Source organism: Flagellimonas meishanensis, from assembly GCF_019880545.1.
Classification (GTDB): Bacteria; Bacteroidota; Bacteroidia; order Flavobacteriales; family Flavobacteriaceae; genus Flagellimonas; species Flagellimonas meishanensis.
On record NZ_JAINVW010000002.1, the window covers coordinates 178,168 to 198,729 of the forward strand.

Genomic DNA, 20,562 nt, shown 5'->3' on the forward strand with positions numbered 1-20,562 from the left:
TACAGCATGCTAAAAAGAATACACTTCGTCTTTATTTTGCTTTTGGGCGGTGTCCTCGTTGCCAAGGCACAGGACAGCATTCCAGACCGGCAGCAGGCCAAAGTAAAGGAAAAGGCGGACGAGCGATACAAAGAATACTCCTTTAGCCCCGCCATCGATATCTACAAGAAAGTGTTGGACAAGGGATTTGTATCTTCAGATCTGTTGAAGCGCTTGGGCAATTCATACTATTTCACGGGCAACTATGAAGAAGCGGCCGCGATTTACAAAAAATTGATTGAGACCTACCCCGGAGAAATGGAACCCGAATACCTGTTCCGGTATGCCCAAAGTTTAAAGACATTGGAACAGTACGAAGAATCAACTAGGATAATGGCCAGGTTTAAGGAAGTGACCTCATCATTGGAAGGTTTTGATGAGGATTATCTTTCCAAGATTGAAGAGAACTCAGGAAGGTACGATGTGAAGCTGTTTAAGTACAATAGCAAATATTCAGACTTTGCCGCTTCCTTTTATAAGGAGGGACTTATTTTTTCTTCAGATCGCGATACAGGGAATCTGGCGCGGTATAGGCATACTTGGAATTCAAAGGATTTTCTCGATTTGTACAAGGTTGACGCGGATGCGATTTCAGATAGTACTGTGGTCAAATTGGAGGGCGATGTGAACACGAGGCTGCATGAATCGACTTCTGCTGTAACCAAAGATGGAACGACCATCTACTTCACCCGGAACAACTTTCTGGATGGTAAAAAATATAAGGATCAAGAAGGCGTGATTCGCCTGAAGATTTATAGTGCGGAGCTGATTGATGGCGAGTGGACGAACGTCTTGGAACTTCCGTTCAACAATGATTCGTATTCAGTCGCGCACCCAGTGCTGAGCCCAGATGAAAAAAGACTTTATTTTGTTTCCGATATGCCGGGAAGCCTTGGGGAATCGGATATTTTCATGACGAACATCATTGGTGATGGCACCTATGGCCCCATAATCAATTTGGGGAAAAATATAAATACAACGGCGAGGGAGACCTTTCCTTTCATCAGTTCGTCCGGGGTGCTTTATTTTTCTTCTGATGGACATCAAGGTCTGGGGGGATTGGATGTTTTTGCCACAAAAATTGCCTTTGACGACTTTGATCAACCCATAGTGAACGTGGGAAGGCCCATAAACGGCCCAAAAGATGATTTTGCATACATCATTGACGACGAAACCAATACAGGCTACTTCTCATCCAATAGGGAAGGGGGCATGGGAGAGGATGATATCTACACCTTTGCGCAAACGGAGCCTTTGGTACTGGATTGTATCCAGGATGTGACAGGAACCGTCCGTGACCGCATATCGAATGAAGTACTGGCGGGCGCTACGGTAATGGTCATTGATGAGGAGAACAACGAGGTTTCATCCACTATCACAGATGCTGAAGGGAACTATGTCCTGCAATTGGATTGTTCCAAGGGAAATTTTGTTAGGGCTTCACGTGATGGCTATGTCCCAGCGGAGGAGTATTTGAACAAATCCTACGGAAAACCCCGAATTATTGATTTCTATTTGGAACGCGATGTAGTGACTGGTGGTTTTGGTGATGACCTTGCAAAATTACTACAGCTTAGCACCATTTACTTTGATTTGAACAAGTTCAATATCCGCCCTGATGCCGAGATCGAGATACAGAAAGTGATTGTGGCGATGGAAAAATATCCAAGCCTAAAAATAAAGGTGAATTCCCATACCGATAGCCGTGGCAACGACGCCTATAACAAATGGTTGTCGCAGAAAAGAGCGGAATCCACGGTGAATTATATGGTCTCCAAAGGAATTTCACCAGACAGGTTGCGTGGGGAAGGATTCGGTGAAACCAGATTGGTGAATGACTGCGCAAACGGTATACCATGCTCCAAAGAAAAACATCAGCTCAATCGTAGGTCTGAATTTATCATCTTTGAATAGCATTTGAGCTATCATCAGTAAAAAGCGGCCCATCTGGCCGCTTTTTTTATTGGTTCCATAGTAGATATTGATTTGGCTAACAGCACAAATATGGATATACACTTTATCGATAACCCCTTTCACAACAAATATTTAGCAGTGATGACAGGCCATATTACATTTGAAAAATTAGCAATTTGCCAGATCCATGTGGAAATCAAAACCAGTCTTAAAAACACGAAACTTTTTTGTATTGATGGTCCTGAGTACAATCCTAGCCATACCCATGAAGGCTCAGGAGACGTTTCGTGACCAATTTGCATCAGCCTCTTATGGCAATAATAACGGAACTCAAAACTTTTCCGGCAACTGGGTTGAAAGTGGTGACGATAACAGTGCGACATCAGGCCGGATAGAAATCGTTGGAGGAGAATTGGAATTTAACAATTTGGATGGTAGGACCATTAGTCGAGATTTGAACCTTTCTACCGCAATCAGTGCAACGCTTACTCTGGATTATGATGCTACCTCAAGAGGAAATGAGTCACTATTGGTAGAATTGTATAACAGCACAACTGCGTCGTACCAGACCATTGCGACAATCAATAGCTCCATCTCCAGTTCCATAACCCACAACTTATCGGCAGATCAGATGTCCTCTTCATCTTCCATACGGTTTGTTGGGGGAGACTCTAGTTGGGGCGGGGGTGAGACCGTTTATGTGGACAATGTTTTGTTTACAGTCACCTTTAGCCCAGCGGTCAATGTAGGGGATCTTGCCTTTGATGAAGGAACGGGGAATGCCATTTTTACCGTTACCCATACAGGCCCCAGCACCGCAGGAGCCTTTACGGTAAGTTTCCAAACGGTAGATGGTACAGCAAATGCAGGTAGTGATTATACATTTACCTCGGGGACTTTGAATTTCAATGGAACAAGTGGAGATACGGACACCATTTCAATACCTATTATAGATGATGGGACCTTGGAAAATTCAGAAACTTTTACAATTGAATTTACCGCAACTTCCAATGGATCAGTCAATATTACAGATACCGGCACAGGTACCATCAATGATAATGATGCGTTGGTAATAACGGATGGCGCCACGGTGAATACGTGTAGCGGCGTTTTTTTGGATTCAGGAGGAGCATCATCAACCTATACCAACAACGAGGATATTACCTATACAATTTGCCCAGATACCCCGGGCAGTTTTACCAGGGTAAATTTTACCAGTTTTGATGTTGAGAGTGGTTTTGATTTTTTGTTTGTGTACGAAGGAACCACCACGGGAGGTACTTTGATAGGACAATTTCATAATGGAAACTTGCCGGGGATAATAACATCAACAGATATTTCAGGATGTTTGACCTTTAGGTTTACCTCAGATTTTAGCATCACAGACAATGGATGGGAGGGAACGGTTTCATGTTTTACCCCAGGGCCAACCCTTAGCATTGCAGATGTTTCCGTTGACGAAACAGCCGGAACAGCAGTTTTTACGGTTACACATACCGGTGCAAGCGCTTCAGGTCCGTTTACGGCAAATTTTCAAACAGTGGATGGAACTGCCTTGGCAGGAAGCGATTATACGAGTACAACAGGAACATTGAATTTTAACGGTTCACTTGGTGACACCCAAATAATAGCGGTGCCGATAACCAGTGATGCCATTTTGGAATCAGATGAAACTTTTACGATACAGTTTACCAGTGCTTCAGATGGAACTGTAGATATTACGGATACGGCAATCGGAACAATAAATACCCAAATCTCGTCGGATGCCCCTTTGACGCTATATGAAGAGATTTATGGAAACGTAGATTATGTGGTTACCGGAAACACCCTTCGTACCGCAGATAATGGAACAGATCCCTGTGCAGTGGCAAACTCCAGTTCAGCTACATTGATAGCACCAATTCCGGGAACAGCCACTATCAGAAAGGCATATCTATATTGGGCACATTCAAGTTCGACGATGGATACCGATGTAACTTTTGAAGGACAGGCGGTTACTGCCGACATTGCCTATAATGCCTTTTCAGCAACTTATTGGAGTTATTTGAGCGATGTAACCTCCATTGTAACGGGAGTTGTTGATCCTTCCACCAATTCCTATGATTTCGCCGATTTGACCATAGATAACGTCACTACCTGCGGTAGTCAGGGAGTATTGGGCGGTTGGGCGTTGATTGTTTTTTATGACGACCCCACACTTCCAGCGGCGAGTATCAATTTATATCAAGGATTCCAGCGTCTTAGAAATGACAGTGATTCATTTACCTTGGATTCCTTCTACGCCATAGCAGGCTCGGGTGCTAAGGCGACATTCCTATCCTGGGAAGGTGATAGCACATTGTCTGGGGCAGCGGAGTCTCTTTCGATCACAAATCAATCCGGAACAAACTTTGTGCTTAGCGGCGATGGAGGTCAAACGGGGAACAATGCATACAATTCCACTATCTATGATGACACTCAAAGCCCGGCATATGATGACTCCACACCCTATGGCTTGGATTTGGATACCTACAATATATCTACATTTATTACCCCGGGAGATTCCCAAGTAACGGCCAATGTTTCTGTAGCCAATGATGCGGTTTTTTTCAATGCGGTTTTGATTCGGGTACAATCCAACTTGATTACCGGTACTGTTTTTGAGGATACAAATTATCCGGGAGGTGCAGGTAGGGATATGGCCACAGCTTCAGGCATTGGGGTGAACAATGCCACTTTGGAACTATACAATTCAACCAATACGCTGGTTCAAACTACAACCACAGATAACAATGGGGATTATATATTTGGGGGAATGGTGGATGGAAACTACAACATAAGGGTTGTAAACGCTACTGTAAGATCAAATAGGGGAGGCGGAATAGGTTGCACTACCTGCCTACCCGTTCAAACGTATAGAAACTATAATACTTCAGGATCATTTGTTGACGTAACCGATGAAGTTGGTGGAGCATCACCGGCTTCGGAAGATGTGGCAGCGGGCACGTTGGCTGGGGCGCAGACTACCTCTGCAGTTGCCATTTCAGGAAATGGGGTAGTGGGCTTGGATTTTGGTTTCAACTTCAATACCATTGTAAACACAAATGAGGATGGACAGGGCTCCTTGGAACAGTTCATTGTAAACTCCAACAACCTTGATGAAACAGGCCTGGATATCGAAGGCAACAGTATTTTTGACCCAGCAGCAGGAGAGGACACATCCATCTTTATGATACCCAATTCCACAGATCCCCTGGGAAGGACCGCAGATGCCAATTTTTCGGGCAATTTTGCAGATATTTCAATCTCCAATGGCAACCCGCTGTCCAGCATTACTTCGGCTAATACCATCATAGATGGAAGGACCCAAACGGCATATTCCGGCGATACGAATGCGGGAACTGTTGGTTCAGGTGCAACGGCGGTTGGAATTTCCGGAACTTTACTCCCAATATATAATTTGCCAGAAATACAAGTACATAGAAATTCTGGGGATGTTTTTGTAGTGGAAGGAAGCAATACGACAATACGAAATCTGGCCGTATATGCGAGCAACAATTCGGGAATCCGAATTGACAACGGTTCCGCAAACCTAATTGGCAACCTGTTGGGCGTTAATGCCTCTGGCACCAATGCCGGTAACATAGACTATGGCGTAGAAAACCTAGCAGGAAATATGCTTGTTGATGGCAATTATATTGCAACTAACACCAGCTCGGGAATTTTAGTTGCGGGAGGGACATCCAACATCATACAGAACAATCACATTTTCAATAATGGGAATGCAGCCTGCGATGACAACATAACTATAAGTGCGGGAAGCGGAATAGTCATCCAACAAAATCTTATTGAAAGTGCGGCTTCCTTGGGTATTGATGCAGCTGCGAGCTCGGGAAGCATTACAATTAATGAAAATACCATTACCTCCTCCGGTCAGGATGGGGGAAACTGTTCTGGAACCGTAAAGAATATGGGTTTGGAACTTGGGGGAAGCAACTCGCAGATTACCAATAATATAATCCACTCGAATGGAGGAGCAGGCCTCATCGTAACGGGTTCAGGAGCTGGTAATTTGATTAGCCAAAACTCCTTTTATGCGAATGGTACATCTGCACCAGCCTTGGGAATAGACTTAAATGGTGATGGGGTAACCGTGAATGACAATGGAGACATTGACTCAGGACCAAATAATCTCAGCAATTTCCCTATAATCAACTTTGTTACCATATCAGGAACCAATTTGGTGGTAAAAGGCTGGGCTAGACCCGGTACAACAATCGAGTTCTTTTTCACAGACATTAACGAAGGAACGGCCACAGAAGGAGATAATACCTTGGGCCAATCAACCGATTATGGAGAGGGTCAGATTTATCTAGCCACGGCAACTGAAGGAAGCATTGCGGATTTGGATGCAACCACCGGACCATACTCGGATGTGGATGGAAACACAGATACTACCAACAGATTTGAATTTTTACTGGTACTTCCAGGCGGAACCACTATTGGAAACAAAATAACGGCAACCGGAACACTTTCAAACTCAACCTCAGAGTTTTCACCTTTTAGTACGATTAAAGTGGCCTCAGTAATTACCAATCGAAGGATTACGTACCGAGTCAATAAAAATTAGAATTCCCAATTCCCTATTTATTGCCTTTTTTTGATGCGAATCGCTGTCAAATAATGTCAAAATCATAGTGTTTTGGTTAAGGAAATACGGCTGGGAAAACTAATCCAAAGTTACCTCTCAATAGAGAACAAAAAACATTCATCAAGTTCCAAACACCTTGAAAACGTTGCTTTTATCGATGAATTACAATTGGAAAATCTACATTATGGAATATGGTAACCTCAAAATTCAACCCCTATACAGTGGGTTTTTGGAGGTACACAACAAATATTTTCCTTCCCTGTAGGTAAAAGTAATTTTGTAAGGTGTAGATTTTATTTGGTGTTGAATCCAAACTTGCAAAACACAAATTGAATAAAGAAAGAAGACCCTCAACTAATAATGACCTCATGAAAAAGAGCATAATTGCTATTGCCTTACTTTTCATTTCGGGAATAGCCTATTCTCAAACCACAGTTACCCTCCAAGACCAATGCAACTGTGAAGTTTTAAAAGGAACAGCAGTTTCAAGCCCGGGAGCCACCACACCAAGTGGGGCAGATGCTGGTGATATTTATGTCAACACCAGTACAGGGACCATTTATTTCTGGAATGGTATTTCATGGGAACTAACCTCCTCGGATGACCAGCAGTTGACGGGATTTACCTTGGATGGAATCTCAAACATTTTAACACTCACACTGGAAAATGGAGGAAGTGTGAATGTTGATTTAAGTGGTCTTAGCGATACACTTACGGATACCAATACTACAATTACATCATTTGGGATAGATGGCACCAATACCAACTTGGTGATTACCGATTCGGATACCAATACCTTCTCCGTAGCGTTGGCAGATTTAGCCGCTGTTATTAACACGGATAGTCAAACATTAAGCACGGATAGTAGTCCAGGAAACATAAGTATTTCAGGCGGTAATGCTATCACGTTGAATATTAATGACGCGGATCCCGACCCGACCAACGAGCTCTCGGACGTACAGCTCACGGGCACCACTTTGGAACTGACCAACGCCGCCGCTGGTGCCACCGGGGTTGACCTTGACGCCACCTTCGCCACGGATGCCGAACTGGCCGCCGCCGCTGACGACGACATCAGTGCCGCGAGCTTCGACTCCCCGACGAACACCCTGAGGATCGACGAGGGCACGAGCTTCGTGACGGCCGACCTGAGCGACCTTGACGACAGTGCCGGTGTTGCCGCGAACGCCGCGGACATTGCCACCAACACGGCCGACATCGCGACGAACACGGCGGACATTGCAACAAATACTGCCGATATAGCGACCAACACGGCCAACATCGCCACCAACACGGCGGACATTGCAACGAATACCGCCGATATAGCGACCAACACTGCGGACATTGCGACCAACGCTGCCGACATTGCGAACCATATCGCCAACGACCTTGACACGGACGCGACCAACGAGCTCTCCGACGTGCAATTGACGGGGACCACTTTGGAACTGACCAACGCCGCCGCCGGTGCCACCGGGGTTGACCTTGACGCCACCTTCGCCACGGACGCCGAACTGGCCGCCGCCGCTGACGACGACATCAGCGCTGCGAGCTTCGACTCCCCGACGAACACCCTGAGGATCGACGAGGGCACGAGCTTCGTGACGGCCGACCTTAGCGACCTTGACGACAGTGCGGGCGTTGCCGCGAATGCCGCTGCCATTGCCACCAACACGGCGGACATCGCGACGAATACCTCGGGCATTGCGACGAATACCGCCGATATAGCGACCAACGCTTCGAACATTGCGACCAACACTGCTGATATTGCGACGAACACAGCGGACATCGCCACCAACACAGCGGACATCGCCACCAACACGGCCGACATCTCGACCAACGCTGCCGGCATCGCGAACCATATCGCCAACGATCTCGACACGGACGCGACCAACGAGCTCTCGGACGTGCAATTGACGGGGACCACCTTGGAGCTGACCAACGCCGCCGCCGGTGCAACGGGCGTGGACCTTGACGCCACCTTCGCCACGGACGCCGAACTGGCCGCCGCCGCTGACGACGACATCAGTGCTGCGAGCTTCGACTCCCCGACGAACACCCTGAGGATCGACGAGGGCACGAGCTTCGTGACCGCTGACCTGAGCGACCTGGACGACAGTGCGGGCGTTGCCGCGAACGCCGCGGACATCGCCACCAACACTGCGGACATCGCGACGAACACAGCGGACATCGCCACCAACACGGCCGACATCGCCACCAACACGGCGGACATTGCAACGAACACAGCGGACATCGCAACGAATACCGCCAACATCGCAACGAACACTACCGATATCGGGACCAACGCGACTGACATTGCGAACCACATTGCCAACGACCTTGACACGGACGCGACCAACGAGCTCTCGGACGTGCAATTAACGGGGACCACTTTGGAACTGACCAACGCCGCTGCCGGCGCCACCGGGGTGGACCTTGACGCCACCTTTGCCACGGATGCCGAACTGGCCGCCGCGGCCGATGACGACATCAGTGCAGCGAGCTTCGACTCCCCGACGAACACCCTGAGGATTGACGAGGGCACGAGCTTTGTGACGGCAGACCTGAGCGCCCTTGACGACAGTGCGGGCGTTGCCGCGAACGCCGCGGACATCGCCACCAACACTGCCGACATCGCAACGAATACGACGGACATTGCAACGAACACAGCGGACATCGCAACGAACACTACCGATATAGCGACCAACGCGACCGACATTGCGAACCACATCGCCAACGACCTTGACACGGACGCGACCAACGAGCTCTCGGACGTACAGCTCACGGGCACCACTTTGGAACTGACCAATGCCGCCGCTGGTGCCACCGGGGTTGACCTTGACGCCACCTTTGCCACGGACGCCGAACTGGCCGCCGCCGCTGACGACGACGTATCGGTAACTAATACCGTGGCCGGTAATCGAATTGCAACAATCTCTGAGGCGGGAATAGCCTCAGTGGATATTAATGAAACCGTAACATCATTGTCCCAAAACACAACAACAGGTGTTATAAGCTATGCGGATGAAGATGGTGGGCCTGCACAAACCGCCAATGTAGTGAGTACTGATGCAAGTAACGAACTTACTGTGGGAGCAGATGGGGGAGCTTCTTTTGCAATGGCAGATATAGATGTTGATGGGGATGGAGCTTCAGAAACCACGGTAGATGAGGCTATGACTGACATTACCAAAATAACGGCAACAGCTGGACGAATCTTCTACCCTCCTTCCATTGCTATTGATGCTTCGACCAATGGAACTGGCTTCACCGTGAATCTTTATACGCAATATACCGCACAATATGGTTCTCCGACAGTTGCAAGTTCCGGTGCACCAGCTACGGTACCTATTTATGCTGCTTCTGATTTATATTATTACGTAACCTATGCAGATCCTACAGTTTTTGACAATATGAGCATCAGTGCTACTGGTGTGTTGACTTATGACATCATCGGTCAACCAGCGGATTATAATGCATTGATCAACGTAGTATTTGTAGTAAAATAAGAAAATAAAGACTGGAAAGAATTGAAATCAACCATCTCATATAAGTCTTTATTTTTCGGACTGGCAATCTTCTTTTTTGGATTGAACTTGACCAGCGCCCAATTCCTGCTTCAAGCTCCCAATAGCGGGGACGAAACCAACTATCAATGGTATGAGGCAACTGATTTGGGAACTGTGCTTGGAACAAATTCATTTTATGAGGCCACCCAACCCGGTGTTTATTTTGCGACTTACGATGGCACATTATGTGGGTCCAATGCAACAGGATATTTTATTTTAACAGATTGTACCGCTCCAAATAATCAGGTCACTTTGGATATTTCTGCCAGTATTCCGTCAGGGGCAACTGTTAGTTGGAATCCTGCGGTAAGTGGAGATCAAACCCGGCCTATGGTAACAAGTACTACCACGGTGGAGCGCTATACGGCAACTATCACAAAAGCTGGTAACAGCAGTGACCTTCCTCGTTTTACCGTAGTTTGTATGGGCATGGCAGGCAATTTGGTTGACGATCTTATCACAGTTAACGAAGATGAATCTGTTGTGGTTCCCGTATTCGTCAACGATTCCAATTTACCCACGGATGGTACATTGATCACCACCGACCCAGCAAATGGTTCTGTGTCCATTAATGGTAATGGAACCCCAAATGACCCATCCGACGATATTGTGACCTATATACCTGATCCGGATTTCAATGGAGCGGACACCTTTGATTATACGGTATGCGACACCTTCGGCGCTTGTAGTACTGCTACAGTTACGGTGGATGTACTGCCAATTGTCGACACATTTGATGATTCGGCTTCGACCGAAGAAAACATTCAAGTGATTGTGGCTTGGAGAGGAAATGACAATGACATTCCTTTCTCGGGTACCATAACCACCACTAGCCCCTCAAATGGTACGGTTGTATTAAATGAAAATGGTACTCCGAACAATCCTTCCGATGACGATATCACCTACATACCGAATCCTGGTTTCTTGGGCACGGATATGTTTGACTATACGGTTTGTGATTCCAACGGAAACTGTGACACAGCGACCATAACCATTTTGGTAAATCCACCTGGGGTAAATCTTGATACGGACAACGATGGTATTGTTGATGCCTTTGAGGATTTGAATTCCGATGGTGACGATGACCCGGATACAAACCCAACCGATACGGATGGCGATGGAATCCCGGATTATTTGGACATAGATAGTGACAATGATGGGCTTCCAGACAATATTGAGGCGCAAGATGCGCTGTCCTATATTCCACCAAGTGGCGTAGATGCCAATGACAACGGTTTGGATGATGCCTATGAAAATGGGGGTAATGTTGGGTTGATTCCTTTGGATACAGATGGTGACGGAATACCTGATTACGTGGATGAAGACAGTGACGATGATAACGTACCTGATGCCATCGAAGGAAATGATTTTGACCAAGACGGAATTCCAGATGTGGTATTCATTGGTTCCGACAAGGACAATGATGGTTTGGATGATGCTTTTGAAGGTTCAACGGTAATTGACCTGGATGTAAACGACGAGTTGGACAATCCTGCTACAGATTTGTTGGATACCGATTCAGATGGTATTCCTGATTTCAGGGATTCCGATGATGATGACGATGGCATTGAGACAATTGATGAAGACCTTGATCTAGATGGCAATTACGCCAACGACGATTCGGATGGAGATGGCAGGCCCAATTATTTAGATTCCGATCTGGGTGAATCGCAGGTGGATCCTGTGGATGTCATTAATGTGATAACACCAAACGGAGATGGGGTGCACGATGTACTGACCATCAATGGCCTGGAGAATTACCCGAACAACACGGTTAAAATTTATAACCGATGGGGTGTAATGGTCTATGTGACCAAGGCATACAACACTAACGGCAATGTGTTTGACGGCACCTCCGAAGGAAGGGTTACTGTGGACAAGGACAACAAACTGCCCGTTGGCACGTATTTCTATATCATAGACTACGAAGACCTAAACGGAAACATGAAACAACTTTCGGGCTACCTATACATTAATAGATAAAGAATCGGCACTGCTGTAATGAACAACCTAGTTAAAAAGAAATATCAACCCCTTGTTTTTGTATTTGTCCTGTTCTGGGGCACTACTCTGTTTGGTCAGCAAGATGCCCAGTACACACAATATATGTACAATACGGTAAGCGTCAATCCGGCCTACGCTGGTTCCAGGGGACACTTGAGCATTGCCGCCCTATATCGTAACCAATGGTTGGGGTTGGATGGAGCACCCGAAACCCAAACGCTCAACTTGCACACCCCAATGGGATACCGTGGTGTAGGTTTGGGTATTTCCATCGTCAATGACAAGATTGGACCCACCTCGGAGACCTATTTTGATGTGGACTTTTCATATACGATCCAGACCTCTTTTGAAGGAAAACTGAGTTTTGGCCTAAAGGCCAGTGCCCATATGCTGGATATCCGTTATTCCGAATTGGATGAATTCAATATAGACCCACAACTGCAAGCACAGCAGGATATTCAAAACAAATTCTCACCCAATATTGGCGCAGGGGTTTATTACCATACAGAGCGCTTCTATGCCGGACTTTCAGCACCACGGATCTTGGAAACCACCCATTTTGATGAATCCTCAATATCCACCGCAAAGGAGCAAATCAACTTTTATGCAATTACGGGCTACGTCTGGGATTTGAATCCATTCTTAAAGTTCAAGCCCACCTTATTGACCAAAATGGTCCAAGGGGCTCCCTTACAAGTGGATCTGTCCGCAAACTTCATGCTCAACGAAAAATTCGTTGGGGGACTTGCCTATCGCTGGGACGCCGCTTTCAGTGGTCTGTTTGGTTTTCATATCTCAGATTCCATGTTTATAGGGCTTGCCTATGATCGTGAGATTACCGAGTTGGGTGCTGCAACCTTCAACGATGGCTCTTTTGAGGTCATCTTTAGGTACGATTTCATTAGAAATGTTGGTAATTTAAAGTCTCCCCGGTTCTTTTAAGGCAATTTAGAAACCTCCTTTCCCATTAATTCGGGCAAACATCATATTTTTACTTCATGAAAGAAGAAAATGTGATATTGGTCAATGAGACTGATGAGCCCATTGGACTGATGCCCAAAATGGAAGCCCATGAAAAAGCCGTTTTGCATCGCGCTTTTTCCGTGTTTATAATGAACGACAAAGGCGAGACCATGCTACAGCAACGCGCTAGCGAAAAATATCACTCCCCCCTTTTATGGACCAATACCTGTTGCAGCCACCAAAGGGAGGGTGAGGACAATATAACCGCTGGCAAACGTAGGTTACAGGAGGAAATGGGCTTTACGGCCGAACTTCGGGAACTTTTTTCCTTTATCTATAAAGCTCCTTTTGACAATGGCCTTACGGAACACGAACTGGACCATGTGATGATGGGTGTTTACAACGGAGTCCCAGATATCAATCCCAGTGAGGTAGCCGATTGGAAATGGATGGCCTTGGAGGACATCAAGGCCGATATCTCGAACAATCCTGACCAGTACACCGCATGGTTCAAGATCATTTTTGAAAAATTCTATGAGCACCTCACCCTAAAATCCGATAGCAAATGAAGGTCAAAGTAAGCCGGAAGGCCAACTTCAATGCGGCGCACCGATTGTATAGACCGGATTGGAGCGATGAAAAGAACGACCATGTATTTGGAAAATGTAACAATCCCAGATTTCATGGACATAATTACGATTTAATTGTGAGCGTCACGGGTGAAATAGATCAAGAGACTGGATTTGTGATGGATCTGAAGGTGTTGAAAGATTTGATAAAAGAGCACGTTGAAGATGCGCTGGATCACAAAAACCTTAATTTGGATGTGCCCGATTTCAAAGATTTGAACCCAACGGCGGAGAACATTGCAGTGGTCATTTGGAACAAATTGAGGCCCCATATTGCAGATACCAAGGAATTGGAGGTAACACTGTACGAGACCCCGCGAAATTATGTCACTTATTCAGGATAATATGGACCTGTATCCCATAAAGTTTAAACCCATCCTCAAGGAACGCCTGTGGGGGGGCACGAAGCTCAAAAAAGTATTGGGCAAACCCATTGTAAGTGAAATAACCGGTGAAAGTTGGGAGATTTCCGGAGTGGAAGGCGACATTTCCGAAGTTTCCAACGGACCGTTAGAAGGAAAAACATTGCAAGAATTGATTGCCATCGAGGGCGAAAGACTTCTCGGGCAAAGTGTTGTTGAACGCTTTGGCCATGATTTCCCCATCCTTATAAAGTTCATTGATGCCAAACAAGACCTCTCAATTCAGTTGCATCCCAATGACGCATTGGCCAAAAAAAGACACAATTCCTTCGGAAAGACTGAAATGTGGTACATCATGGATGCGGATCCAGGGGCCAAGCTCATTGTGGGTTTCAATAGGGACGTGGATAAAAAGGAATATATTCAAAGCTTGGAGGACAATACCCTTACCGACCTGCTGCATTATGAAACGGTGGCGGAGGGCGATACATTTTTCATTAATACCGGAAAAATCCATGCCATTGGTGCGGGGGTGTTATTGGCCGAGATACAGCAAACTTCGGACATAACCTATAGGGTGTTCGATTTCCATAGAAAGGACAAGGACGGCAACTATCGGGAGTTGCACACCGAACTGGCCCTAGATGCCATTGATTATGCCAAGAAGGATGATTTTAAGGTTGAATATGAACGCGAGCAGGACAAAGTAAACACCATGGTTGATTGTCCGTATTTCAGGACCAAATTTCTGAAGTTGACCCGAAACCTGCATCAAGATGTCGTGGACAGGGATTCTTTTACCATTTACATGTGCGTGGATGGAAGCGCTGAAATAACCAACGATTTTGGGACTGTAAAGGTCAAAAAGGGAGAAACCGTTTTGGTGGCGGCATCAAGCAAAACAATTGATATTGTCACTGCCAATGCCAAGCTTTTGGAAGTGACCATTTAATAGTACATTTGAAAAAATTCTGAGATGGCAAGTATACGAGATTTAAAAAAGGACATCAACTTTGCACTTGGCGACATTATTGAGGCCGTTTACATTTGGGAAGCCGGTTCAGGGAACAAGAATTCCAAAGAAGGATCATTGATCATTGACGAGGCCATTGCTGTTTTTGATGACCTTATGGGGATGATCCACAATAAAGAAGTGAAAAACGCCAAGGAACACTTCAAAGAAATCCGGACAAAACTGGAGCAAAAGACTTCGAACCTTTTGGAACAGTTCAACAAGATGGCAGGCTAAGGCCGTGCTTCCAGATACGCTTTAAGGGCCTTGCCGTATTTTGATGCGGCGACATTGGGATCCAAAGAATTGTACACGGAATCCAGATAATTTGGATTGGCCTCAAGCGCCGAGGTCATTATTGCATAGGGCGTTACATAGGAATCCCCATTGTTTATTCCAAAGTTTATTACGTAGCGATACCGGTTAATGATGTTTTGGTCGATTTTCTTTTGGATGGAATCCAAGGCCAAAGAATCTTCCCGCAGTTCCGAAGCCAGGGTCAATTGGGCAAGCTCCAAATCCCTAAGGTTGAATTTAGACAACATTTCATTGAACTCCACGAACTTGTCATGTTCACTTGAACCAAATATTTCTGGATTTTTATCAAAGGTGTTCCAAGTGGTGTTGATTATTATTTCACCAGGCTCACCAAAAAATATGATACGATCGTTGATATCGTTGTTGTCCTCTTTTTCAAGATATAGATAGAATACATCGGGTTCCTCGATTTCATGCGAAAAACTGAACTGCCCGGTTCCTTTGATGACCAAAGAATCCACATTGACAAGGGAGGAATCCCTAAATTGTTGCAGGAACAGGGTTCCTTTTTTCAATCCCTTGATATTCCCAGAAACAGTCATGGTCTGCTCCGTATTCTTTTCGCAGGAAAGTATGGCCACCCCCACTAGTACTACAAATAAAATCCGCTTCATCATTTAAAATTTGCAGGGCAAATATGCACAATCTTGGGGAATATTTAAACTTTGGAAGCGACTTCCATCAATAAAGCACAAATATAGGCGCCCGCCGTGCCCACCACGTAGCCAAAAACTGCCAACAAAATGCCAACAGAGGTCAAAGACGGATGAAATTCGGCAGCGACAACAGGGGCCGAGGCAGCACCGCCGACATTGGCCTGACTTCCAACAGCCAAGAAAAAGTAGGGAGCCTTGATCAGTTTGGCGACCAAGATCAACAAGCCGGCGTGGATACAGATCCAAATTAAACCAATTAGGATAAGACCGGGATTTTCCAGAACCCGTCCTAAATCCATCTTCATGCCAATAGTGGCAACCAGAATGTAAATGAAAACACCTCCAATTTTACTGGCACCCGCGCCTTCGTAATTTTTGGCCTTGGTAAACGAAAGCCCTATACCGATTGCCGTTGCGAAAACTACCATCCACAGAAATTCAGAGCCCAAGGAAGAGAGTATCTTTTCCTTGTTTCGGATCACTTCAAAGTTATTTTCTAGAAATCCGGCAAAATGGTGCCCTAAAATATGTGCAATGCCAACACCGACAAATGCGTAGGAGAGCATCATAATGAAATCCTTCAATGAAGTGACCCTGGCTATTTTTTCGGTGTACGCGGATACTTTCTGTTTGAGGTTTTCTATGGATGAGGTATCCGCCTTTAGCCAAGTATCGATTTTCTTGGATTTTCCGATGCCGAACAGCAGTACGGCCATCCATACGTTAGCTATGACGATGTCCACAAGCACCATTTTGGAAAATTCCTTCGGATTGTATTGGAAGACCTCCAGCATGGCGGCTTGATTGGCACCGCCCCCGATCCAACTTCCAGCTATGGTCGCCAAACCCCTCCAGACCGCATCAAAACCATTGCCGCCCACGGTTTCTGGAGAAAATATGGAAACGATCAAGATGGCTATCGGTCCACCGATTATGATTCCAAAAGTACCGGTAAGAAACATGATCAAAGCCTTGGAACCCAAATTGGCAATTGCTTTTAGGTCAATGCTCAAGGTCATGAGGATAAGGGCCGCCGGTAAAAGATACCTGCTGGCCATATAATAGGTTTGGGAAGAAGACTCATCAACAATGCCCACACTGGCCAAAATAGCGGGCAGCAGATAGCACATGAGCACCGTGGGTACCACGGAATAGAATTTCTTCCAAAACTTGGTCTCCGATGAAGAGGTGTAGAAAACAAAACCCAAACAAAGGCATAGCAGTGCAAATATGATTTTGTCGTCAGTAAAAGGTATTTGGTCCATAGGTATAGATCGGCTTTGGAACCAAATATAGGAAAATAGGTTCGGCAGGATTTAAAAAGTTGCCACTATGCAAACTAAATATTGAGCCAATAGGAAAGTTTCAGGTTTATGGACCGGGTTCTTGGCATAAAGGTATTGACAAAATAATTGTCATTATAAACAATGAACAGGTCCGAAAGGGGGGCAAAACGCCATTGCAGTCTGGAATTAAAACCAAGATTGTCCCTTTGGTTACTGTACTGTACCAACGTGGACCAAAAAATGGATTTGCTGAAGGTAACGTTGATCCGTGGGCTTATGAGCAAAATATCCTCACTTTCAAAGGGTTCTGGGAGTTTGATGCTATCGTAATTCAATCCTACGGAAAGAAAAACCTTAGGTTGCAAGCGCAGGCTCACATCCCCCTCAAAACCAAAACGTGTACCGTTATAAAAATCTCCATAACCCGGTTCCAGGGAATAGGAGAATATTTTGCGGCGATCACTTTGGAACTCTACCTCAAAACTGGTGAAATAATAACCTTCGCCTTCTGGAAGTTCCGTACCGCCATCTGTTCCCGTAGGGTCGAAAGGGTCTGTTAAAAAAACAAATTGATTGAACATTCTTGCAGAAAGCTCTTCTTGCGTCTTGAACTGGGCACTCCAGCCGGTAAAAATGAAATAATCCGTGTTTTGATAATCCAAGGTGGGCCGCCAAATGACATTGGGACTGAACCGGAATCCATGAAAGTTCAACTTTCCCTTGCTCGGCCAAAAGTTGATTTCGGCAAAAGGTCTGGCCGCCACGATATCATTTCTCAAAACAAAGCCAAGGTCTGAGCGGAAATCATTTCCCACAAAGTTTCCGCGGATCCCATAATTAAAATATCGGGAGTTATACTGTAGGTCGACCCCTCCTGCATCGTTCCTGTTGCCAATTTGATTGGCAAAAGATCTGTGGTAGAAGAATTTCCCTGTCCAACTATTGTCTTTGGAGGCCAAATTGTAATCCAGACCCACTACGCGATTGTAGCGGTCGGTATCTTCAACAAAATCATAATCTTCAAAGGTTTGTCGGTTCACAAAAATGAAACTCAGGTTGGACCTTGAGAACATTTTCTTTTGGAGCGCAAAGACCGTATTGTTATTGCTAGGAATTTCGTTTTCCTCATCTGCTTCGGTCTGAATGTTCAGCAAGCCAAGACGCCAGTCGTCGTTGAGCTTTCCGCTGAGCCTAACACCACCCACAATACCATTTTCGATGGTTTCGTCCTCCAGATTTTCCGCGATACCTATCCTTCGGGAAAAGAAGGGGTTGGAGTCCCTTTCGTTTCCAAAGGAACCAAAAAGGTCACTGTTGTCAATAAAAAACTGACGTCTTTCAGGCAGTGTTACCTCAAAACGCGTGAGGTTGGTAAAAAAATTGTCCACTTCCACATTGGAAAAATCTGGATTGATGGTCACATCCAGGTTCATTCCATTGCCAATCGATATCTTCGCATCGCCCCCAAAACTGAAATTGCTAAGATCTTCGTTGTTCTCGTAGTCCTTTCCCACAATACCGTTTATATAGGGTATCAGTGCCATAGGGGTTCTTGATTTGCCCAGTGGTTTTTCAAAGATCATATCACCCATAAAAGCAAGGCCAAAAATGAACTGGTTCTGGGGAATCTTCATCCAAGTGGTCTGCTCATTGGTTTGCATATCAAATCGATAGCTATTAAAACGCCATTTGGTGGTGCCTTCGGAAAATTTAAAGGACGTTAGGGGAATGGCCATTTCGCAGACGTAATAGCCATCATATATTTTGGCTTCCCCCTGCCATTTTACATCCCAAGAGGTGGTGAAACCACTAAGGCCGATACCCCCGTTTGAAATAAGGGCCTCCCTCCTCACGCCATACGGATTCATACCAAAGAGAAATGCATTGGTGCCATCGTTGAAGGTGTCGAACAGTAAGCTAATGTTGTCGTTTCCCCCGGCCCTGTAATCACGTTCCAGCGAGGGTATGATGTAGTCACTGCCTTCTGTGTCCAACTTTATCCCGATATAGAGGGTAGTGGCATCATAAAGCATCTTGATATCGGTCTGCTTGAGGGCCAAAATGGAATCGGATGGGAAATACTGTTGAAAATCGTGGGCACTCTCGGCAATTTCCCAGACGGATTCGTCCAAAATACCATCAACCACAATGGGCTGCTCTATGTATTTTACCGTAAACTGTTTGGGAGTGGATTGGGCAAGGGAAAAAAGGGGAAGTAGTGCCGTTACGAGCACAAATCGTACTATGAGCATTGGTCCATTTGAATTAGTCGTTCAAATTTAAGGCTAAGGCCCGTTAAAAAAATCCCAAAAGTTGCATATGGTCCACAATTGAATGCCAATACATCAAAAACTTTAGGTGAACTTCCCTGTTTTTAATTGCAGTTTTCTACTTTTGGGCAAATCATCAATCATGAAAAAAACCATCTTGGTCATTTTGTTATTGCCCCTGCTGTCCTATGCAAATTACTGGGGAAAAACCGGCCATCGTGTCACGGGCGACATTGCCGAGCAGCATTTAACGGGGAAGGCCAAAAGGGCTCTCAAGGATTTGCTGGATGGACATAGTCTTGCTTTTGTTTCCACATATGCCGATGAGATAAAGGCCGATCATTCTTTTTCCAAATATTCCGCTTGGCACTATGTTAACTATCCCTTGGGGATGCGCTATGAAGATGCTGAAAAAAGCGAACACGGGGACATTGTAATGGGCATTGAACAATGTAAGCAGATAATAAAGGATGTGAACAGAAGCAGGGAAGACCGGATATTTTACCTAAAGATGCTCATACATTTGATTGGCGACCTTCACCAACCCATGCACACCAGCAGGGCAGAGGACAAGGGAGGCAACGATATACAAGTACAATGGTTCGGGGAAGGTACAAACCTGCACCAGGTTTGGGACAAAAATTTGATTGAATCTTACGGGATGACCTACACGGAACTGGCCGCCGAGCTCAATCGGGTTTCCCGAAAGGAAAAGAAGAGTATCCAAGAGGGAACTCTATATGATTGGGTGGATGAATCGCATCGTATTTGTGCGAAACTTTATGAATCCGCAGAAGTTGGGGAAAAGTTAGGATATCAATACACATATCAATATAATGACTTGCTATTTGCCCAACTACAAAAGGGTGGCCTAAGATTGGCCAAGGTACTGAATGACCTTTTTGGTTGA

At 45.7% G+C, this 20,562-nt stretch carries 13 protein-coding genes; 10 read left to right on the forward strand and 3 right to left on the reverse strand.

What is annotated here, in order from left to right:
- Positions 1-6: 6 nt before the first annotated feature.
- The 9 genes from K7G75_RS07440 to K7G75_RS07480 all read left to right on the forward strand — a co-directional run bounded on the left by K7G75_RS07440 (position 7) and on the right by K7G75_RS07480 (position 15,359).
- The gene (locus tag K7G75_RS07440; protein ID WP_222983620.1) at positions 7-1,953 is read left to right on the forward strand and encodes an OmpA family protein; all 1,947 of its coding nucleotides are present in this window, start codon (positions 7-9) and stop codon (positions 1,951-1,953) included.
- Positions 1,954-2,188: 235 nt separating this feature from the next.
- Positions 2,189-6,562: a beta strand repeat-containing protein gene (locus tag K7G75_RS07445; RefSeq protein ID WP_262420282.1), complete on the forward strand. Its 4,374-nt coding sequence runs from the start codon at positions 2,189-2,191 to the stop codon at positions 6,560-6,562.
- Positions 6,563-6,951: 389 nt separating this feature from the next.
- Complete coding sequence (locus tag K7G75_RS07450) at positions 6,952-10,092, forward strand: beta strand repeat-containing protein (protein ID WP_222983622.1); 3,141 nt, start codon at positions 6,952-6,954, stop codon at positions 10,090-10,092.
- A gap of 21 nt (positions 10,093-10,113) precedes the next feature.
- Positions 10,114-12,135 (forward strand): Ig-like domain-containing protein, encoded by a 2,022-nt coding sequence (locus K7G75_RS07455; RefSeq protein WP_222983623.1) that lies wholly within the window; start codon positions 10,114-10,116, stop codon positions 12,133-12,135.
- An 18-nt stretch (positions 12,136-12,153) separates the two neighbouring features.
- Positions 12,154-13,098 (forward strand): PorP/SprF family type IX secretion system membrane protein, encoded by a 945-nt coding sequence (locus tag K7G75_RS07460; protein ID WP_222983624.1) that lies wholly within the window; start codon positions 12,154-12,156, stop codon positions 13,096-13,098.
- 56 nt (positions 13,099-13,154) lie between these two features.
- Positions 13,155-13,688, forward strand: a complete 534-nt coding sequence (gene idi, locus K7G75_RS07465; RefSeq protein ID WP_222983625.1) for an isopentenyl-diphosphate Delta-isomerase — start codon at positions 13,155-13,157, stop codon at positions 13,686-13,688.
- Positions 13,685-14,092 carry a 6-pyruvoyl trahydropterin synthase family protein gene (locus K7G75_RS07470; protein ID WP_222983626.1) on the forward strand — a complete coding sequence of 136 codons (408 nt, stop codon included), beginning with the start codon at positions 13,685-13,687 and terminating at the stop codon, positions 14,090-14,092. The genes idi and K7G75_RS07470 overlap by 4 nt, the downstream gene beginning before the upstream one ends.
- A 1-nt stretch (position 14,093) precedes the next feature.
- Positions 14,094-15,062: a type I phosphomannose isomerase catalytic subunit gene (locus K7G75_RS07475; RefSeq protein WP_222983713.1), complete on the forward strand. Its 969-nt coding sequence runs from the start codon at positions 14,094-14,096 to the stop codon at positions 15,060-15,062.
- Positions 15,063-15,086: 24 nt separating this feature from the next.
- Entirely contained in the window at positions 15,087-15,359 is a 273-nt protein-coding gene (locus tag K7G75_RS07480; RefSeq protein ID WP_222983627.1) for a hypothetical protein, read from the forward strand.
- Here K7G75_RS07480 and K7G75_RS07485 read toward each other — a convergent pair.
- The 3 genes from K7G75_RS07485 to K7G75_RS07495 all read right to left on the reverse strand — a co-directional run bounded on the left by K7G75_RS07485 (position 15,356) and on the right by K7G75_RS07495 (position 19,634).
- A complete protein-coding gene (locus tag K7G75_RS07485; RefSeq protein WP_262420283.1) occupies positions 15,356-16,054 on the reverse strand; it encodes a DUF4369 domain-containing protein in 699 nt (232 codons plus the stop codon). The two genes, K7G75_RS07480 and K7G75_RS07485, sit on opposite strands and share 4 nt — an antisense overlap.
- 44 nt (positions 16,055-16,098) lie before the next feature.
- Positions 16,099-17,361: a DUF819 family protein gene (locus K7G75_RS07490; RefSeq protein WP_222983629.1), complete on the reverse strand. Its 1,263-nt coding sequence runs from the start codon at positions 17,359-17,361 to the stop codon at positions 16,099-16,101.
- A 74-nt stretch (positions 17,362-17,435) separates the two neighbouring features.
- Positions 17,436-19,634 (reverse strand): DUF5916 domain-containing protein, encoded by a 2,199-nt coding sequence (locus K7G75_RS07495; protein ID WP_222983630.1) that lies wholly within the window; start codon positions 19,632-19,634, stop codon positions 17,436-17,438.
- Positions 19,635-19,794: 160 nt separating this feature from the next.
- Here K7G75_RS07495 and K7G75_RS07500 point away from each other — a divergent pair, with 160 nt between their 5' ends.
- The gene (locus K7G75_RS07500) at positions 19,795-20,562 is read left to right on the forward strand and encodes a S1/P1 nuclease (protein WP_222983631.1); all 768 of its coding nucleotides are present in this window, start codon (positions 19,795-19,797) and stop codon (positions 20,560-20,562) included.